Here is an 18,737-nt window from a genome sequence, read left to right as displayed (position 1 = left end):
GGAGATAGGGGAAAGAAAAAGGCCGCACGATACCGCACGGCCTTTTCGCGTTTAGCGTATTTGGGACTTACCCTTTCGCGCGCACAACCTGCAACAGAGGCATCAACGACGACATGTCCGGGCCGCGCTCCATGCCGGTGACGGCTTTGCGCAGGGGCATGAACAGGCCTTTGCCTTTGCGGCCGGTGGCCTCTTTCACGGCGGACGTCCAGTTCGACCAGCTGTCAGCGTCGTAAGGCGCGTCGGGCAGCAGGGTCATGGCTTGGGCGATGAAATCGCTGTCTTCGTCGTCGATCAGCGGTTCAGCACCGTCGCGGCAAAGCACCCACCAGCCTTCCAGATCGGCAAGCGTAGTGATGTTTTCGCGGGCGACGGACCAGAAGGGTTCGGCCATGTTGGCGGGAACTCCAATCGCGTCCAGCTTATCGGCCACAGCATCGACCGGCAGAGATGCCAGATGACGGGCGGTCAGCGGGAACAGGTCTTGGACGTCGAACTTGGTTGGGGCCGAGCCGAAGGTCGACAGGTCAAAGCCTTCGATAATCTCATCCAGCGAGCTGCGCAGTTCGACCGGTTGCGATGAACCCAGACGCGCCAGAAGGCTGAGCAGCGCCATCGGCTGCACGCCCTGTTCGCGCAGGTCGCGAATGGCAAGCGTGCCAAGACGCTTGGACAAAGCTTCGCCTTGCGGGCCGGTCAGAAGCGAATGATGCGCAAAGTTGGGAACGGTGCCGCCTAATGCTTCAATGATCTGGATCTGCGTGCCGGTGTTGGTCACGTGATCGGACCCGCGCACCACGTTGGTGATGCCGAAGTCGATGTCGTCGCATACGGACGCCAGCGTATACAGGAACTGCCCGTCACCCCGGATCAGCACCGGGTCCGACACGGATGCAGCGTCGATCGAGATGTCGCCCAGAATACCGTCGGTCCAGTTGATCCGCGCGTGATCCAGCTTGAAGCGCCAGTGGCCCTGACCACGTTCGGCGCGCAAGGCTTCTTTTTCGTCGTCGGACAAAGCCAGCGCCGAGCGGTCATAGACCGGCGGCTTGCCCATGTTCAGCTGCTTCTTGCGCTTCAGGTCCAGCTCGGTCGGGGTCTCGAAACATTCATAGAAACGGCCCATTTCACGCAACTCTTGCGCGGCGGCCTCATAGCGGTCCAGACGGTCCGACTGCTTTTCCACGCGGTCCCATGTCAGACCTAGCCATTCCAGATCTTCCATGATCGCATCCGCATATTCCTGCTTCGAGCGTTCCGGGTCCGTGTCATCCAAGCGCAGAATGAACTGGCCACCCGATTTGGCAGCAATCAGATAGTTGAACAGCGCGGTGCGCAGGTTGCCCACATGGATATAGCCGGTGGGCGAGGGGGCGAAACGGGTGGTGGTCATGGGTTGATCTCCTTGGCGGTCCCTCTTTCATATTGGCCCGGATTTGTCCATAATATTCCCATGGAAACGTCTGCCCCAAGTTTGGCGCAGATCGAGCACTTGGCGCTGGAAGCGCGTGCCCATCTGCCCGACCCCTTCGCCGAGCCCGCCTTGGATGTCGGAATCCATGTGGCCGAGATCCCGGATGCCAGCATCATGGCGGATCACGATATTGATGATCCTTACACTTTGACCGGTCTATATGTCGGCGTCCCTATGACCGAGAAATTCCCAAGCGATCAGCCGCTCGCGATGGATGCGATCTGGCTGTTCCGGCGGCCTATTTTGGACGAATTCGCAGCGCGTGGCGATGTGACTTTGGCCGAGCTTGTAACCCATATTGTTGTGCATGAATTCGCCCATCATTTCGGCTGGTCTGACGAAGATATCGCCAGGATTGACCACTGGTGGGAGTGACGACTATTCGGTTCCACTTGGGTTCGATAAGGTGTACGAAGCAGCCCGATAACGGGCGATAAGGCCAAGGTGGTTATGAAAAAGATTGCGGTGATCTCGACGGTTCGCAACGGTGGTATCTTCCTGCCGAAATGGATCGACTATTACGGGCAGCAGTTCGGACAGGAAAACCTGTATGTCACGCTGGATGGCGAAGACGAACCGCGCCCCGAAGGAACGGCGGTGAATTTTATCACCATCCCGCATCGCCCCTTGCCCCGTGTCCCCGGCGAGAAACGGCGCGCAGCATATCTGTCGGCGCAGGCGCGGCTTTTGTTCACCCAAGGCTATGACGCAGTTATTGCCACCGATATTGACGAATTTATTATCGTCGATCCCAATTTGGGCCAAAGCCTTGGCGCGTATCTGTCTGAGGTGGATGAAGACGAAAGTCTGTCCTGTCTGGGTCTGGACGTGATCCAGCATCTTGATGAAGAGCAAGAAATTCAGCCCGAGGCAAAATGGCTGTCGCAGCGCCGCTATGCGCAACTGGCCTCGCGGTATACAAAGCCCAGCATCACCTTTAAGCCGCTGAATTGGGGCAGCGGGATGCACCGGATCAAGGGCCGTAACTTCCGCATCGATCCGAACCTCTTTATGATACACACCGGCATGATCGACGCAGTGATTGCCAAGGTGATTGGCACCGGCGAGGATCGCGTGGAGCAGGGCTGGACCGGCCATCAGGAACGTCGCGAGAAAGTGTTCCACCAACTGCGCAGCGAAACGCCGCAAGATGGGGACGAGGCGTTCGCCCGCGCCCGCCGCAAGATGTCCAGCATGCGGCCGGTCTATGCGTGGAACAAACCCGGTCGCGTGCGCAAAAACTCGTTTGTCGCGTTGCCGGATCGTTTTTCTGACGTGTTGTAAGACCACACGGCAGGCGTTTCACGATCTCGTGACCAGCGCCGGAAATTCACAATAGCAACGTATACTCCTTGCAAGACCTGTAAACACAACCTCGCAATTGGAGTGTCTCATGACCAAATTCCCCATCCCTCATCTGTCGCGCCGCCACCTTTTGGCCTTGGGTGCAGCCCTTCCGGCCCTTGCCGCGACATCCCCTGCGCGGGCGATGGCCCCGCAACTTGGCGCGCAGACCATTGATGCGCGTCGGTTCAAGCTTGGGTCGTTCGAGGTGACAACTTTGCTGGCAGGCACTCGTACAGTGCCAGATCCTCAGACCATCTTTGGCATGAATGTCGGCGCGGATGAATTTGGCAAGGCCAGTGCAGGCGCCAATATCCCCACGGATGCGGCACAGTTTTTCTTTACGCCGACCTTGGTGAATACAGGCGTGGATTTGGTGCTGTTTGACACCGGCCTGAACCCGGAAGGGATCAGCGCGGCTGTCACTGCTGCTGGATATTCGCCTGATGACGTGGACGTTGTCGTTATTACCCATATGCATGGCGACCACATTGGTGGGTTGATGGGCGACGCGGGCGCAACCTTCCCGAACGCCCGCTATGTCACCGGCGCGATCGAATATGATCACTGGGCAGCTGCAGGCAACGATGGGTTCAACGCCAAGGTGGCTCCTCTGGCTGAACAAATGACCATGTTGAATCCGGGCGATGCCGTCCTGTCCGGGATTGAGGCCGTAGGGGCTTTCGGACACACGCCCGGGCACATGGGGTACCGTCTGGACAGCGACGGGCAGTCGCTTCTGATCGCGGCGGATTTCGCAAACCACTATGTCTGGTCTCTGGGATATCCAGATTGGGAAGTGAAGTTCGATATGGACAAGTCAGCCGCTGCCGAAACCCGCAAATCCCTGCTTGGGATGCTGGCGGCCGAGAAGATGCCCTTCATCGGCTACCACATGCCCTTCCCAGCAATTGGCTATGTCGAGGCCCGTGATCAGGGTTTCCAATACGTGCCCCACAGCTATCAGCTGTTGATGAGCTAAAACACGTGGGCGGGGTGGCTTACGAGCCGTCCCGCCAACGGTTCACGATGGGATAGCGGCGATCCAACCAGAAGCTGCGCTTGGTCAGGCGGGTGCCGGGTGCGGATTGGAAGCGTTTGTATTCACTGATGTAAATTAGGTGCTCGACCTTCTTTACGACCGCGCGGTCAAAGCCCTCGGCCACCAGTTCGGCCACTGATTTTTCGTCATCAATAAGCCCTTCAAGGATGGCGTCCAGCACCTCGTAAGGCGGCAGGCTGTCCTCGTCTTTCTGATCTGGACGAAGCTCGGCCGACGGCGGTTTGTCGATGATCGTGACTGGGATGACCTCGCCTTCTGGTCCTTTCATCCAGTCGCGATGATTGGCGTTGCGCCAGCGGCATTGTTCAAACACGCGGGTCTTGTACAGGTCTTTGATGGGGTTATAGCCGCCCGACATATCGCCATAGATCGTGGCATAACCCACAGCCACTTCGGATTTGTTGCCTGTGGTCAAAAGCATCGCGCCGGTCTTGTTGGACAGCGCCATCAACAGCAACCCGCGCAGGCGGGACTGGATGTTCTCTTCGGTTACGTCGGGCTGGGTGTCTTTAAAGAATGGAGCGAGTGTGTTGGTGATCGCGTCGCGTCCTTCTTTGATCGGGACGAAATCATAGGTGCAGCCCAAACGGGTTGCGATGTCTTTCGCGTCGTCCAAAGAACCTTGCGATGTATATTCGGACGGCAACATCACGCAGCGCACGTTTTCCGGGCCAAGCGCGTCAGCAGCAATCGTGGCGACAATCGCACTGTCGATCCCGCCGGACAGGCCCAGAAGCACCTGTTTGAAGCCGGTTTTACCCATATAGTCACGCAGGCTTTCGACCATGGCGCGGTAGTCTTGCTCCCATTCATCCGCGTGGTCTGCGATGGGGCCTTGCGTGATGCGCCAGCCGTCATCGGTGCGGCGAAGTTCGATATGTGCAAGCTCTTCGTCAAAGACGCCCATCTTTAGGGCCAGCTCTCCTCCGGGGTTCAGCGCGAAGGTGCCACCGTCGAACACCTGATCATCCTGCCCGCCGACCATGTTCAAATAAACCAGCGGCAGATCGGTCTCGACCACGCGGCCCACCATATGATTCAGGCGCACGTCGAATTTGTTGCGATAATAGGGCGAGCCATTGGGGATCAGCAGGAACTCGGCCCCGCTTTCGGCCAGCGTTTCGCAGACGTCATCAGCGTGCCATGCATCCTCGCAGATCGGCGTGCCAATGCGGATCGGACCCATGGAATACGGGCCTTGCGGGTCTGCGGAGGTGTACTGCCGTTCCTCGTCAAAGACGGTTTCGTTTGGAAGGCGCTGCTTCAGGATGCGCGAGGCGATCTTGCCGCCTTTCAATATGTAATAGGCGTTATACAGGTCCTTGCCGTCGTGATAGGGCGCACCGATGCCCATTGCGGGCCCGTCAGCGCAGTCTTCCGCCAAAGTCTGAACCGCCTCCATCGCGTCGCGGTAAAACTGCGGGCGCATTATCAGATCCTGTGTCTGGTATCCGGTCACGAAGGCCTCGGGCAGGGCCAGCATATCGCTGCCGGCCTCTTTCGCCGCGTGCCACGCATCCCGCGCCTTGTCGGCATTGCCCGCAATCGCGCCCACGGTTGGGTTCAGTTGTGCCAGTGTCAGGCGGAAAATATCACTCATCGCGCTTGTCCTTCTGCCCGTGCGTTTGTCCGGCCCAGCCGGGGAGGGTTCGGCACAGATGTAGCAGGTTTGCCCGCAGGATAAAGGGGCTGGATTGTTGGGGCGGCGGGAAAAGCGTTGTCTCGGCTTTTTGGACGGCATAGTCTGGGCGCGAACGCGCTTCGGCGGTCCAATAACAAGTCAAAGTATTTAAACGAGGTTTCGAGATGCAACGCCCCAAAATCGGATTTCGCGGATTGGTCGCATTGGCGCTTGTTTTGCCGGTCATGGCAGTGGCGCAGGTCGAAACCAAGCAGTACGAGGACGGATCAGTTTACGAAGGCACCTTCAAGGGCGGATTGCAGCACGGGATGGGCACGCTGACCCTGCCGTCAGGTTACGAATACACGGGCGAGTTCATTGACGGCGAGATCGTCGGCCAAGGCGTCGCGCGCTTCCCCAACGGGTCCATTTACGAGGGCAGCTTTGTGAAGGGCAAGCCGGAAGGGTTCGGAAAGATTACCTTTGCGGATGGCGCCAGCTTTGAAGGTGACTGGGTGGATGGCAAGATCAACGGATCGGGTCAGGCGCTTTATGCCAACGGCATTCAGTATGAAGGCGGCTTTCGCAACGCGATGCATCACGGGCAGGGACGGCTGCAAAGTCCGTCAGGTTATATCTATGAAGGCGATTGGGTCGCTGGCGTGAAAGAAGGCCGAGGGCGGTCGACCTATGCAGATGGCTCTGTCTACGAAGGTGGCATGCGGGGCGGAGAACGCGACGGCGCAGGTAAGCTGACCCAGCCGGATGGCATGACCTATGAAGGCAATTGGACGCAGGGCCAAATGCACGGCGACGGCGTGCTGACGCAGGCCAATGGCGATGTCTACTCGGGTCAGTTTCAGGCAGGCGCCCGCCAAGGGGCCGGGACGGTCGATTATGCCAATGGAGATCGGTACGAAGGCAGCTTTGACGCCGATCAGCGCCACGGTCAGGGTGTTTTTGTCGGAGCCGACGGCTATCGCTACGAAGGCAGCTGGGTTGCAGGCGTGATCGAGGGTGACGGCAGCGTGACCTATCCCGATGGGTCAATCTATAAGGGTCAGTTCAAGGCTGGGTTGGCCGATGGCACGGGGATGATCACCTATCCCGATGGCAGCAGCTTTGAAGGCGGTTGGAAAGGCGGCGTGATCGAAGGCGAGGGCGTCGCCCTGCTGGCTGATGGCGCACGGTATGAGGGGTCTTTCAAAGAGGCGTTGTTCGACGGCGAAGGCTCATTGGTTACCGGGGATGGGGCCAGCTATGTCGGCCAGTGGCAATCTGGGATGTTCCACGGTCAGGGTCTTTCGAAACTGGCAGACGGCTCGATCTATGAGGGGTCATTTGTCGGCGGCAAACGCGAAGGGCAGGGCAAGTTCGTGACGGCAGACGGGTTCAGCTATGACGGCGCATGGCGCTCGGGTTTATTTGATGGGCCGGGCATCGCGATCTATCCCGGCGGCGACCGCTATGAAGGCAGCTTCAAGGAAGGCAAACGCAACGGGCACGGCGTGGTCTATCGTGCGGATGGCAGCCAAGAAGAAGGCACTTGGGAAGATGGGGTGCTTGCCGACGCCATCGAAACGGCACCTGCACCAGCTTTGGACAGCGACGCGGCAGCAGCAGCGGCGGAAGCGGTAGGTGCTGCCTCGACTGCGGGGGCGGATGACGCGCCTGCTGATGAACAGCCGGACGATCAACCGGCTGATGACGCGACCAGCGAATAACGCCCCTCTAGATGGTCGCGTTCGGGCGATTTCCCAAAAAAGGGCTTTAACTTGGGGAAAACCGCCGTATAGTCGCGCTCATGAAAACGCAGAACCATATCACTTTCCGCCCTGCTCTGGGCCTTCTGCTACTGCTTAGCCGCCTCTGAGCGTGCCGTTTTGGCGCGACCGCTCAGGGGATCCGCCAACCGCGCCACGAACCGGCCCGAACATATGGGCCACCCGGCTAAGACCTTATATCTAAAGAGACCAAGACCATGACCAATCCCTCGGATCACGTGTTGATTTTCGACACCACTTTGCGTGACGGTGAACAAAGCCCCGGCGCAACCATGACCCATGATGAAAAGCTGGAAATCGCCGAGATGCTGGACGAGATGGGCGTCGACATCATCGAAGCAGGCTTCCCGATTGCCTCGGAAGGCGATTTTGCTGCGGTGTCCGAGATTGCCGAGCGTTCAAAGAACTCGGTGATCTGCGGCCTGAGTCGTGCGAATTTCAAAGACATCGACCGCTGCGCCGAAGCTGTGCGCAAAGCTGCGAAGCCGCGCATTCACACCTTTATTGGCACCTCGCCCCTGCACCGCGCCATTCCCGACCTGAGCAAGGACGAGATGGCGGATTTGATCCACGAAACCGTCAGCCACGCGCGCAATCTGGTGGATGACGTGCAGTGGTCGCCGATGGATGCCACGCGAACCGAGCATGATTATCTGTGCCGCGTAATTGAGATTGCGATCAAGGCAGGCGCCACGACGATCAACATCCCTGACACGGTGGGCTATACCGCCCCGCGCGAAAGTGCTGACCTGATCCGCATGCTGATCGAACGTGTGCCGGGTGCGGATGAAATCGTCTTTGCCACCCATTGTCACAACGATTTGGGCATGGCGACCGCGAATGCTCTGGCCGCGGTCGAAGCCGGCGCGCGTCAGATTGAATGCACGATCAACGGCTTGGGTGAACGGGCGGGTAACACCGCGCTGGAAGAGGTCGTGATGGCGCTGAAAGTACGAAACGACATCATGCCGTACCAAACGCAGATCGACACCACGAAGATCATGAACATCTCGCGCCGCGTGGCGCAGGTGTCGGGCTTTGCGGTGCAGTTTAACAAGGCCATCGTCGGCAAGAATGCTTTCGCCCATGAAAGCGGCATTCACCAAGATGGCATGCTGAAGAACCCCGAAAACTTCGAGATCATGCGCCCCGAGGATATCGGTCTGGCTGGCACGTCTTTGCCTTTGGGCAAGCACTCGGGCCGTGCGGCGTTGAAGGCCAAGCTGAACGATCTGGGATTTGATGTGGGCGACAACCAGTTGAAAGACGTCTTCGTGCGCTTCAAGGATCTGGCCGACACGAAGAAAGAGGTGTTCGACGAGGATATCGTCGCCTTGATGACCGACGGCACCGACGACGCCAATGACCAGTTGCAGGTCAAATCTCTGCGCGTGGTTGCAGGCGGCGAAGAAAAGAACACCGCTGACCTGACCATGACCGTAAACGGGGTTGAGCATAAAGTGACCTCGGAAGGGGATGGCCCGGTGGATGCGGCGTTCAACTGCGTGAAGATGATCTTCCCGCATGAAGCACGTTTGCAGCTGTATCAGGTTCACGCCGTGACCGAAGGCACCGACGCACAGGCAACTGTGTCTGTGCGGATGGAGGAAAACGGTAAAATCGTGACCGGCCAGTCCTCGCACACGGATACAATCCTGGCATCTGTACGGGCTTACGTGAACGCGCTGAACAATCTGATCACGCGTCGCGAAAAGACCAAGCCGGACAGCGTCTAACCCTCAAACAGTGCGCGGGCGAATTAATTTTTGCCCGCGTTACAGGCTCTTTGTTCGAAAAGTGACAATTGCGCGCCCCCTCAAAGGGGCGTTTTCGTTTGAATTGTTTGATTTTTGTATGGTCACGGCGATAAGCCGCTTGCCTGCTTTTATTAGGGCTTTCACCGCAACGCTTCGAGGCTTATATATCCCACGGTCTGCACCTTTGGGGAGTCGCGGGCATTAAGGGTATTTGAACGGGATAGGCATCCAAATGGCAGGGCTTTCAGGTTTGTTTTCATCGGATATGGCGATTGACCTCGGGACGGCGAACACGTTGGTCTATGTGAAGGGCAAGGGCGTCATTCTGAACGAACCTTCGGTGGTCGCCTATCACGTCAAGGATGGCGTGAAGAAGGTTCTGGCCGTGGGTGAAGATGCCAAGCTGATGCTGGGCCGGACCCCCGGCTCGATCGAGGCGATCCGCCCGATGCGTGAAGGCGTCATTGCTGATTTCGACAGTGCGGAAGAGATGATCAAGAACTTCATCCGCAAGGTGCATAAACGCACGACCTTCTCGAAGCCGAAAATCATCGTTTGTGTGCCGCACGGGGCGACCCCTGTTGAAAAGCGCGCTATTCGTCAGTCGGTTCTGTCGGCGGGCGCACGTCGCGCCGGTCTGGTGGCCGAACCCATCGCAGCAGCCATCGGGGCCGGGATGCCAATCACCGATCCAACCGGTAACATGGTTGTGGATATCGGCGGCGGGACGACCGAAGTGGCGGTTCTGTCGCTGGGCGACATCGTTTACGCACGCTCGGTCCGTGTTGGCGGAGACCGCATGGATGACGCGATCATCAGCTATCTGCGTCGCCAGCAAAACCTTCTGGTCGGGGAAACCACCGCAGAACGCATCAAAACCACCATTGGCACCGCACGGATGCCCGATGATGGACGCGGCACCTCGTTGCAGATCCGTGGTCGTGACCTTTTGAATGGCGTCCCTAAAGAGACCGAGATCAACCAGGCCCAAGTGGCCGAGGCTTTGGCCGAACCGGTGCAGCAAATTTGCGAAGCCGTGATGACCGCGCTGGAAGCCACGCCGCCTGATCTGGCCGCTGACATTGTGGACCGTGGCGTCATGCTGACAGGTGGCGGCGCGCTGCTGGGCGAGCTGGATCTTGCCCTGCGCGAGCAAACCGGCTTGTCGATTTCCGTCGCGGATGAGAGCCTGAACTGCGTGGCTCTGGGCACCGGCAAAGCGCTGGAGTTCGAAAAACAGCTGCGCCACGTCATCGACTACGACAGCTGATCGGGTCTGCCCCACCGGTGGTGGCGCCCGTCAGGGGACCGGAGAGCATAATTGGCACGTAAACCGAACCAGACCGAGGAATATGGCCGTCCGCTGCGCAGGCTGTTTGTCGGCCTGCTCATGCTGTGCCTGTTTCTGATCTTTCTGGTCTGGCGGATCGACAGCCCTCGGGTTGAACGCTTCCGGTCCAATCTGATCGACACGGTGGTTCCCAGCTTTGACTGGGCCTTGGTGCCGGTGACCAAGATGGTCGGAATGGTCGAGGATTTTCAATCCTACACCCGGATCTACGAACAAAACCAAGAGCTGCGCCGCGAGCTTCAGCAGATGAAGGCGTGGAAAGAAGCAGCGCTTCAGCTTGAACAAGAAAACGCCCAGCTTCTGAATCTGAACAACGTGCGGCTTGATGCGCAGCTTAGCTATGTAACCGGAGTGGTGCTGGCCGATAGCGGGTCGCCCTTCCGCCAGTCGGTGCTTTTGAACATCGGCACCCGTGACGGGCTGGTCGATGGGTGGGCTGCTACGGATGGTTTAGGGCTGGCCGGACGAATCGCAGGTGTGGGCAAACGCACCAGCCGCGTGATCCTTTTGACCGACAGTAACAGCCGCATTCCGATCATGGTGCAGCCCTCGGGCCAGAACGCGCTGTTGGTTGGTGACAACTCTGCCGCGCCGCCGATCGAGTTTCTGGAAAGCCCCGAAAAGGTGCGACCCGGTGACAGGGTTGTCTCGTCTGGCGATGGCGGCGTGTTCCCGGCAGGCCTGCTGGTGGGCCATGTTGCCATGGGCAGCGACCGCCGCCTGCGCGTGCGCCTGTCTGCGGATTACGAGCGGATGGAGTTCCTGCGTGTGCTGCGCAGCCACCCCGGCGAAATGGTCGAAGGCGAGGGCAGCTTGATCGTGTCGACGCCCGCTGTGCCGCCTTTGCCCGTCATCGAGGATGAAGTCGGTGAAGAAATCTCCGAGGTCACGGACGAGGGAGGCAGTGAATGACCGATCGCATCACCCTTCTGCGCTGGGCCTTTTGGGGGGTGCTCGTCGCGATCTCGGCGGGCTTGTTGTTCGTAAGGCTTTTGCCACTGGACCTCAGCGCTGGGCGTTTTCCCGGGCCTGATATCTTCATGGCTATCGTCATGGCATGGATGCTGCGTCGCCCGGATTATGTGCCCATCCTTTTGGTCGCCATTCTGATCTTCCTGACCGATCTTCTGTATCAAGACATTCCGGCTGTGGGTGCGTTGATGGCTGTCATCGGGCTTGAGATGCTTCGACGTCGCGAGGCCGGATTGCGCGAACAGCCCTTTCTGGTCGAATGGGGCGCCGTTTCTGCGGTGCTTTTGGCGATGCTTCTGGGCGAGCGGATCTTGTTGATGGTGTTCTTCGTGGACCAAATCCCGTTTGGCCGTGCGCTATTGCAATATGTAACCACGGTTGCCGCCTATCCGGTTGTGGTCTTCGTCTCGATCTTCGTTCTTGGGATCGAGAAATTGCAACCCGGCGATGACCCAGTGCGGAGCCAAGCAGCATGAAACGTTCCCCCGCAGATACCGAGGTCAGCGCCCGCAAGATCACCCGCAGAGGTCTGCTTTTGGGCGGGCTTCAGGTGTCGTTTGCTGCAATGTTGGTTGGGCGGATGCGTTATATGCAGGTCGAACAGGCCGACGAATATCGCAATCTTGCCGAAGAAAACCGCGTGAAGTTTTCGCTGATTCCGCCCGCGCGTGGGCTGATCTATGATCGCAATGGCGTTCTGATAGCAGGGAACGAGCAGAACTATCGCATCGTGATCGTGCGCGAGGATGCAGACGATCCTGAAGCGGTGCTGGAACGCCTGCGCAAGATCATCTGGATTGACGACGACGAGGTTAAGCGCACTCTGGACGAGATGCGCCGCCGAAGCCCCTTTGTTCCCGTCACTGTCGCCGACCGCGTCGCGTGGGAGGACGTCGCCGAAGTCGCCGTGAACGCCCCGGCGTTGCCCGGCATCACCGCCGAGGTCGGCATGTCGCGCAGCTATCCCCGGGCTGATGATTTCGCCCATGTGATCGGTTATGTGGGGCCGGTCTCGGATTACGACTTGTCCAAGCTGGAGGACCCTGATCCTCTGCTGCAAATTCCACGTTTCCAGATAGGCAAAAGCGGTGTTGAGGCGAAGATGGAGCTGGACCTGCGCGGCTCGGCTGGCACGCGCGAGGTCGAGGTGAACGCGGTGGGTCGTGAAATGCGCGAGCTTGGCCGCGAGGAAGGCCGCGCGGGCGACAATATCCAGCTGACCGTGGATGCAGATTTGCAGGCCTATGTGCAGGCGCGGCTGGCGGGCGAAAGTGCGGCTGCGGTTGTAATGGATACGGTCACGGGCGATGTATTGGCCATCGGCTCGGCCCCGACCTTTGACCCCAACAAATTCGTGCGTGGGATTTCCAGCAAGGATTACAACACGCTTTTGAACGACAACTACCGTCCGCTGGCGGCGAAACCGGCGCAAGGTACCTACCCGCCGGGATCGACGTTCAAGATGGTCACCGCGCTGGCCGCGCTGGAAGAAGGCGTCATTGCGCCCGGTGAAGCCATCAAGTGTTATGGTCACGTCGAAGTGCATGGGCGTCGTTTTCACTGCTGGAAACGCGGAGGTCACGGGCCAGTCGATCTGGCGAAAAGCCTTCGCGAAAGTTGTGACATCTATTACTACGAGATCGCCCAGCGCGTCGGGATCGAAAAGATTGCCGCCATGGCGCACAAATTGGGCTTGGGCGAACGTCACGATCTGCCCTTGTCTGCAATCGCTCAAGGGCTGATCCCGACCAAGGCGTGGAAGCGCGAAGCGCGTGGTGCGGACTGGGTGATCGGCGACAGCCTGAACGCCGGGATCGGGCAGGGCTTCGTTCTGGCCTCGCCCTTGCAGTTGACGGTGATGACCGCACGTTTGGCGACAGGGCAGGCGATCCATCCGCGGCTGGTCCGTTCGGTCAACGGGGTCGAAACACCTGTCCGCAATGATGGCCCCCTCGACATCAGCACAAGCAATTTGAAGGCTATTCGCAATGGGATGTACGAGGTCGTAAACGCAAGGCGCGGGACAGCTGGACGGTCCAAGATCGTCGGTGATGATTTGAGGATGGCGGGGAAAACCGGCACCAGTCAGGTCCGCAATATCACGGCGGCCGAGCGCGCACGCGGTGTGTTCCGCAACGAAGACTTGCCGTGGGAACGGCGCGACCATGCGCTGTTTGTCGGCTATGCGCCACATGATAACCCACGCTACGCGGTGACGGTCGTCGTGGAACATGGCGGAGGAGGCTCCACAGCCGCCGCCCCTATCGCGCGCGATATCATGTTGCAGGCTGCCTATCAGGGGCAACCGCCGCTGGAAGCCTATCCCTCGAACCAACGCGGTACGATCCGGTCGCGCCAACGCGACATAGAAGAGATGCTGGAAATGCCCCACGCGGATCGCGTGAAAGCCGCCGAGGGCCGGGCATGAGCTATCTTGAGTACAACGTTAAATACGTGCCGTCCGGGTTGCGTAAGGTGCTTTACCTGAACTGGTCCTTGGTGCTGTTGCTGACTGCTGTCGCCAGTGTGGGCTTTCTGATGTTGTTCTCGGTCGCGGGCGGCAGCATGGATCCATGGGCCATGGCGCAGATGAAGCGCTTTGCCTTGGGCATGGGGCTGATGTTTATCGTCGCCATGGTGCCCATTTGGTTTTGGCGCAACATGGCCGGTGTGGGATACTTGATCTCGTTGGCCCTGCTGGTTCTGGTCGAAGTGATCGGTTCCGTCGGCATGGGCGCGCAGCGCTGGATCGACCTTGGTTTTATGCGTCTGCAACCGTCCGAGCTGATGAAGATCACTTTGGTGATGATGCTGGCCGCTTATTATGACTGGCTGGATATCAAGAAGGTTTCCCGCCCGCTTTGGGTGCTGGTCCCGTTGATCCTGATCCTGCTGCCGACGTTTTTGGTGTTGCGCCAGCCGGACCTTGGTACCTCGATTCTGTTGGTGACGGGCGGCGGCGTGATCATGTTTTTGGCAGGTGTCAGTCTATGGTACTTCGCAGCTGTGATTGCATCGGGCATCGGACTGGTGACGTCTGTGTTTATGTCGCGCGGAACGGAATGGCAGTTGCTGAAAGACTATCAGTACCGCCGGATCGATACGTTTCTGGACCCGTCCTCGGACCCTCTGGGCGCAGGATACCACATCACGCAGTCCAAGATCGCGCTGGGGTCGGGGGGCTGGACGGGGCGGGGCTTCATGCAAGGCACACAATCGCGCCTGAACTTCCTACCTGAAAAACACACTGATTTTATCTTCACCACGCTGGCGGAAGAGTTCGGCTTTCTTGGCGGTGCCTCGTTGTTGACACTCTATGTGCTGATCCTGGCCTTCTGTGCCGTCTCGGCTTTCCAGAACAAGGACCGGTTCAGCTCGCTTTTGATCCTTGGCATAGCGGTTACGTTTTTCTTGTTCTTTGCAGTAAACATGTCCATGGTAATGGGCCTTGCCCCGGTGGTCGGGGTGCCGTTGCCGATGGTCAGCTATGGCGGGTCCGCCATGTTGGTGCTGCTGGTTGGCTTCGGTCTGGTCCAAAGCGCACATGTCCACAGAGCGAGACAAAAGTGAACAACATCAATATCCTGTATGCCGGCAATCCCAAACGCTGGGACGTCTATCAAGCGGAAATCACCAAAGCGCTCGAGGCGATCCAGATCGAGGCCACTTTGTCTTGCGATATACCCGCCGATCAGGTCGATTACATCATATATGATCCCGGCAGCACGCTTCAGGATTTCACCCCCTTTACTCGCGCCAAGGCGGTGCTTGGCCTGTGGGCGGGGGTCGAGCGGATCGTTTATAACCCGACGTTGACCCAACCCTATGCGCGCATGGTGGATCAAGGATTAAGCGAGGGCATGACCGAATGGGTGGTTGGCCACGTTTTGCGCCACCATCTGGAGATGGACCAAGACATTCACAACACCACCCCCGCTTGGGGCCGCCTCGCACCCCCTTTGGCGCGCGATCGCCGCGTGGGAATTCTGGGGTTGGGAGAGTTGGGCCGGGTCGCGGCCAAGTCCCTGACCGATCTGAATTTCCCCGTGACCGGGTGGAGCCGCGGGGCCAAATCCATCGACGGTGTGACCTGCCTGCATGGCGACGAGGGGCTTAATCAGATCTTGCGTGATTCCGACATTCTGGTCCTGCTCTTGCCCGCCACCAAGGCGACCGAAAACATCCTGAACGCCGAGCGGATCGCGATGCTGCCCAAGGGCGCTGTGATCATCAATCCGGGCCGCGGCCCGCTGATTGACGATGCAGCCTTGCTGGACGCACTGGACCGTGACCACATCGCCCACGCAACGCTGGACGTATTCCGGGTCGAACCGCTTCCGGATGACGACCCCTATTGGGCGCATCCCAAAGTGACCGTCACGCCGCATATCGCATCGGATACACGCCCAGATACGGCTGCGAAGGTCATCGCTGAAAATATCCGGCGCGGCGAGGCCAAGGAACCCTACCTGCATCTGGTCGACAAAAAAGCGGGCTACTAAACCCCCTTCCTCTTGCCATAAACACCTTGGGGGAACGCGAGGGCCAGTGGGCCTCGCGCGGGGGCAACGCCCCCTGCAGGCTCACGAAGTGAGCCCCCTTTGGCGCTAGAATTCCATCCAGATTGTGACAGGCCCGTCATTCACCAGAGACACTTTCATGTCCGCCCCAAAGCGGCCCTGTGCGACCTCAATCCCGTGGCCGCGCAACTGATCTGCAAAGTACTCGTACAGGCGCTCGCCTTCCTCCGGGCGGGCCGCCGTGGAAAACCCCGGACGGTTTCCGCGTGATGTGTCGGCCGCCAGCGTAAATTGACTGACCACCAGCGCCGCGCCGCCCGTATCCAAAAGCGAGCGGTTCATCTTGTCGGCGTCATCCTTGAAAATCCGCAACTTTGAAATCTTGGCCGCCAGCGTGTCGGCATTTGCCTCGAGGTCGCCCTCCATTGCGCAGACCAACACCAGAAGGCCTGGGCCGATCTCGCCCACAACCTTGCCATCCACACGAACGGCAGCTTCGCTAACGCGTTGGATCAAAGCTCTCATCTGGGGCCCTTTCTACTGGCTTTGCGCCGATAGATAGCCGATGACACCGGCCGCGATCAGCCCCAAAACCACCGCAAAGGCGATTTTCCAAGCCGAGTAGGGACGTTCCCCCTGCACCCGTCCGTTTTGTCCGTTCACCACAAACCGATAGGTCTTGCCGCGATACTTATACGCCGCGAGCCACACTGGCAGCAGGATGTGCTTGAAGGTCAGATCGGACATATCCGTGTCCATCGACGTGACGCGCTGACGGTCGCCGCCAATGTCAAACTTCACATCGCGCAGGATCACGCGGTTCATGTAATCGCGCGCTTCCGAAAACCCGTCATTCAGCTCGACCGTATAGCCTTCGGCTCGGAAACCCGCCAGAAACTCTGGGCGGTAGGGTTCAAGGCGGGACAGATCCCACGGCTCCAACGCATCGGTGTATTTCTTGGGCAACCCACGCGAGGCCAGCACCAGCACATCGTCAAAGAACCGCGCCACGCGGCCAGACACGGATGTCCAGCGCACAGTGCGCGTCGTCCGTTGTTCGCTTTTGCCGTTCACTCGGACGGTGCGGGTGCGTTCATGCACGATCCCGCGCTGGCCCGCATAGCGTGTCTTGGTGTCTGCGTCAAAAGTCCAATAGGGCACATAAATGCCGGTCAGCTTACGCCCCTTTCGGGCATAATCCTGAAGGCCGTTGGGCGCGAACCACAACCGGCCAAGCCAATCGGTCATGGCCTTACGGGCTTCACGTTCTTCGATCTCGAACGGGGCCAGTCCTTTGGGTTTGATATGCCGATGTGTGCCGGTGTCGGTTACCACGGGCGTGGCGCAGAAGGGGCATTCCGCGGCGTGGGTGGCCGCGTCAAACTCGAACTGGGCCGCGCAATTGGGGCACGAGACCACCCGCGTTTCTTCCATTTCGTGATCAGGAAGATCGGCAGAAAGGGCACGTTTCAAATCCAGCTCGCGGATAACGGCCAAAGCGGATTGGCGATCCTCGATCGGCGCGTGAAAGCCGCAGTGATCGCAGGTCAGTTGGTTGTGCTCGGGATCGAACCGCAGATCCGCTCCGCACTGATCACAGGGGAAGCGATGTTCTTCGATCGGCGTTTGCGTGTCTTCGCGCGGATAGGCCATCCGGTGAAACCTTGTGTCAACGAAAGGAAGAGGGCGACCCAGTCAGGCCGCCCATACCTGATTGTAGGCGGGCTTAGGCACCCGGCGGGGGCGGGGGCAAGATGGTGAAAAGTTGCGCCAGCTCAGCGACGTCCTCGGCCCGCATCCAGCCGTCTTGACCGGGCGTCCAGACATGGCTGTCGCGGGTCAATTCGCCTTCAGCGGCCATGCGGCCCATTGCAGCCTTGGAAAACGGCCCCTTGGTCTGGCCGTTCTCGGCCACATGCCAGACATGCTCGACCGGCGGGGGCGGCGGTGGCGTTTGCACGCGTGTGGCAGGTGCCGCCGGGGCAGCGCCCCAAGGGCCGGGCTGCATCTGACCGGCCATGCCCATGCCCATTGCTGCGCCCATGCCCGCGCCCATCGACGACGCCATGGCCGAGTTCTCGGCCCCCATTGCCTCGGCTGCGTTGAACTTCATATAGTTGTCCAAATTGCCCGCAATCCCCATCGAGGTGCGCTTGTCCAAGACCTCTTCCACTGCTGGCGGAAGCGAGATGTTCTCGATATAAAACTCGGGGATCGACAAACCGTATTCGGCGATAATGCCAGTGATTTCCGCAGCAACGATCTTGCCCAGATCGGCGGTGTTGGCGGCCATATCCAGAACGGGAATACCCGCGCCCGCGATCACACGTGAAAACGCCTGAACGATAATGTTGCGGATCTGGAAGCTGATCTCGTCCATCGTAAACTCGCCGTCGGTGCCAACGATTTCCACAAGGAACTTCGCCGGGTCCGTCACACGGACAGAATAGGTGCCATAGGCGCGAATACGGGTTGGACCAAATTCGGGATCACGCAGCATGATCGGATTCTTGGTACCCCATTTCAGGTCGTTGAAGCGCGTCGTGTTGACGTAATAGATCTCGGACTTGAAGGGCGATTTGAAGTTGTGATCCCAATGATTGATCGTCGTCAGGATCGGCATGTTGTTGGTTTCCAGCATGTAAAGGCCGGGCGTGAAGACATCCGCCAGCTGGCCTTCATGCACGAACACAGCCGCCTGACCCTCGCGTACGGTCAGCTTCGCGCCGTACTTTATCTCGTGATCTTCGCGTTCAAACCGCCAGACCATCGTGTCGCGCGTGTCGTCCACCCAATGAATGACGTCGATAAATTCGCCAGTCAGAAAATCAAGAATACCCATGGTCAAATC

16 protein-coding genes are annotated in these 18,737 nt (G+C 59.1%); 11 read left to right on the top strand and 5 right to left on the bottom strand.

Features of this window, described 5'->3' with window-relative positions:
• Positions 1-67: 67 nt before the first annotated feature.
• A complete protein-coding gene (gene gltX / locus ACXAH3_RS12380; RefSeq protein ID WP_474862401.1) occupies positions 68-1,393 on the bottom strand; it encodes a glutamate--tRNA ligase in 1,326 nt (441 codons plus the stop codon).
• A gap of 60 nt (positions 1,394-1,453) precedes the next feature.
• Between gltX and ACXAH3_RS12375 the strand changes: the two genes are divergently transcribed.
• From ACXAH3_RS12375 to ACXAH3_RS12365, 3 genes are all read left to right on the top strand, one after another.
• On the top strand, positions 1,454-1,849 hold the full coding sequence (locus ACXAH3_RS12375) for a metallopeptidase family protein (protein ID WP_474862400.1): 396 nt from the start codon (positions 1,454-1,456) through the stop codon (positions 1,847-1,849).
• A 75-nt stretch (positions 1,850-1,924) separates the two neighbouring features.
• The gene (locus tag ACXAH3_RS12370) at positions 1,925-2,758 is read left to right on the top strand and encodes a glycosyltransferase family protein (protein ID WP_474862399.1); all 834 of its coding nucleotides are present in this window, start codon (positions 1,925-1,927) and stop codon (positions 2,756-2,758) included.
• A 109-nt stretch (positions 2,759-2,867) separates the two neighbouring features.
• Entirely contained in the window at positions 2,868-3,800 is a 933-nt protein-coding gene (locus ACXAH3_RS12365; RefSeq protein WP_474862398.1) for an MBL fold metallo-hydrolase, read from the top strand.
• Between the two features lie 19 nt (positions 3,801-3,819).
• Here ACXAH3_RS12365 and ACXAH3_RS12360 read toward each other — a convergent pair whose 3' ends face one another.
• Positions 3,820-5,481, bottom strand: coding sequence for an NAD+ synthase (locus ACXAH3_RS12360; RefSeq protein ID WP_474862397.1), 1,662 nt, complete (start codon positions 5,479-5,481; stop codon positions 3,820-3,822).
• A gap of 206 nt (positions 5,482-5,687) precedes the next feature.
• On the opposite strand from ACXAH3_RS12360, the gene ACXAH3_RS12355 reads away from it, so the two are divergent.
• From ACXAH3_RS12355 to ACXAH3_RS12320, 8 genes are all read left to right on the top strand, one after another.
• Positions 5,688-7,226, top strand: a complete 1,539-nt coding sequence (locus ACXAH3_RS12355; RefSeq protein WP_474862396.1) for an MORN repeat-containing protein — start codon at positions 5,688-5,690, stop codon at positions 7,224-7,226.
• Between the two features lie 257 nt (positions 7,227-7,483).
• Positions 7,484-9,022: a 2-isopropylmalate synthase gene (locus ACXAH3_RS12350; RefSeq protein WP_474862395.1), complete on the top strand. Its 1,539-nt coding sequence runs from the start codon at positions 7,484-7,486 to the stop codon at positions 9,020-9,022.
• A 253-nt stretch (positions 9,023-9,275) separates the two neighbouring features.
• Positions 9,276-10,313 carry a rod shape-determining protein gene (locus ACXAH3_RS12345; protein ID WP_474862394.1) on the top strand — a complete coding sequence of 346 codons (1,038 nt, stop codon included), beginning with the start codon at positions 9,276-9,278 and terminating at the stop codon, positions 10,311-10,313.
• A gap of 51 nt (positions 10,314-10,364) precedes the next feature.
• Complete coding sequence (gene mreC, locus ACXAH3_RS12340; protein WP_474862393.1) at positions 10,365-11,306, top strand: rod shape-determining protein MreC; 942 nt, start codon at positions 10,365-10,367, stop codon at positions 11,304-11,306.
• Positions 11,303-11,842, top strand: coding sequence for a rod shape-determining protein MreD (locus ACXAH3_RS12335; RefSeq protein WP_474862392.1), 540 nt, complete (start codon positions 11,303-11,305; stop codon positions 11,840-11,842). The genes mreC and ACXAH3_RS12335 overlap by 4 nt, the downstream gene beginning before the upstream one ends.
• Complete coding sequence (mrdA, locus tag ACXAH3_RS12330) at positions 11,839-13,794, top strand: penicillin-binding protein 2 (RefSeq protein ID WP_474862391.1); 1,956 nt, start codon at positions 11,839-11,841, stop codon at positions 13,792-13,794. Before ACXAH3_RS12335 ends, mrdA begins: the two co-directional genes overlap by 4 nt.
• A complete protein-coding gene (rodA, locus tag ACXAH3_RS12325) occupies positions 13,791-14,936 on the top strand; it encodes a rod shape-determining protein RodA (RefSeq protein ID WP_474862390.1) in 1,146 nt (381 codons plus the stop codon). The genes mrdA and rodA overlap by 4 nt, the downstream gene beginning before the upstream one ends.
• Positions 14,933-15,868 (top strand): 2-hydroxyacid dehydrogenase, encoded by a 936-nt coding sequence (locus ACXAH3_RS12320; protein WP_474862389.1) that lies wholly within the window; start codon positions 14,933-14,935, stop codon positions 15,866-15,868. The genes rodA and ACXAH3_RS12320 overlap by 4 nt, the downstream gene beginning before the upstream one ends.
• A gap of 105 nt (positions 15,869-15,973) precedes the next feature.
• Here the strand turns inward: ACXAH3_RS12320 and dtd are convergent, their stop codons facing one another.
• The 3 genes from dtd to ACXAH3_RS12305 all read right to left on the bottom strand — a co-directional run bounded on the left by dtd (position 15,974) and on the right by ACXAH3_RS12305 (position 18,728).
• Complete coding sequence (gene dtd / locus ACXAH3_RS12315) at positions 15,974-16,411, bottom strand: D-aminoacyl-tRNA deacylase (RefSeq protein WP_474862388.1); 438 nt, start codon at positions 16,409-16,411, stop codon at positions 15,974-15,976.
• Between the two features lie 12 nt (positions 16,412-16,423).
• Positions 16,424-17,539 (bottom strand): TFIIB-type zinc ribbon-containing protein, encoded by a 1,116-nt coding sequence (locus ACXAH3_RS12310; protein ID WP_474862387.1) that lies wholly within the window; start codon positions 17,537-17,539, stop codon positions 16,424-16,426.
• A gap of 73 nt (positions 17,540-17,612) precedes the next feature.
• Positions 17,613-18,728 carry an SPFH domain-containing protein gene (locus ACXAH3_RS12305; protein ID WP_474862386.1) on the bottom strand — a complete coding sequence of 372 codons (1,116 nt, stop codon included), beginning with the start codon at positions 18,726-18,728 and terminating at the stop codon, positions 17,613-17,615.
• Between the last annotated feature and the right edge of the window lie 9 nt (positions 18,729-18,737).

The organism is Aliiroseovarius sp. ABM4_368 (assembly GCF_056161205.1).
Note: the sequence above shows the minus strand (reverse complement) of the source record. Positions and strands in the feature narration are given on the sequence as shown.

Coding starts and splice junctions, on each gene's coding strand:
- gltX (WP_474862401.1), bottom strand. CDS start 1,393: ATGACCACCACCCGTTTCGCCCCCTCGCCCACCGGCTATATCCATGTG.
- ACXAH3_RS12375 (WP_474862400.1), top strand. CDS start 1,454: ATGGAAACGTCTGCCCCAAGTTTGGCGCAGATCGAGCACTTGGCGCTG.
- ACXAH3_RS12370 (WP_474862399.1), top strand. CDS start 1,925: ATGAAAAAGATTGCGGTGATCTCGACGGTTCGCAACGGTGGTATCTTC.
- ACXAH3_RS12365 (WP_474862398.1), top strand. CDS start 2,868: ATGACCAAATTCCCCATCCCTCATCTGTCGCGCCGCCACCTTTTGGCC.
- ACXAH3_RS12360 (WP_474862397.1), bottom strand. CDS start 5,481: ATGAGTGATATTTTCCGCCTGACACTGGCACAACTGAACCCAACCGTG.
- ACXAH3_RS12355 (WP_474862396.1), top strand. CDS start 5,688: ATGCAACGCCCCAAAATCGGATTTCGCGGATTGGTCGCATTGGCGCTT.
- ACXAH3_RS12350 (WP_474862395.1), top strand. CDS start 7,484: ATGACCAATCCCTCGGATCACGTGTTGATTTTCGACACCACTTTGCGT.
- ACXAH3_RS12345 (WP_474862394.1), top strand. CDS start 9,276: ATGGCAGGGCTTTCAGGTTTGTTTTCATCGGATATGGCGATTGACCTC.
- ACXAH3_RS12335 (WP_474862392.1), top strand. CDS start 11,303: ATGACCGATCGCATCACCCTTCTGCGCTGGGCCTTTTGGGGGGTGCTC.
- mrdA (WP_474862391.1), top strand. CDS start 11,839: ATGAAACGTTCCCCCGCAGATACCGAGGTCAGCGCCCGCAAGATCACC.
- rodA (WP_474862390.1), top strand. CDS start 13,791: ATGAGCTATCTTGAGTACAACGTTAAATACGTGCCGTCCGGGTTGCGT.
- dtd (WP_474862388.1), bottom strand. CDS start 16,411: ATGAGAGCTTTGATCCAACGCGTTAGCGAAGCTGCCGTTCGTGTGGAT.
- ACXAH3_RS12310 (WP_474862387.1), bottom strand. CDS start 17,539: ATGGCCTATCCGCGCGAAGACACGCAAACGCCGATCGAAGAACATCGC.
- ACXAH3_RS12305 (WP_474862386.1), bottom strand. CDS start 18,728: ATGGGTATTCTTGATTTTCTGACTGGCGAATTTATCGACGTCATTCAT.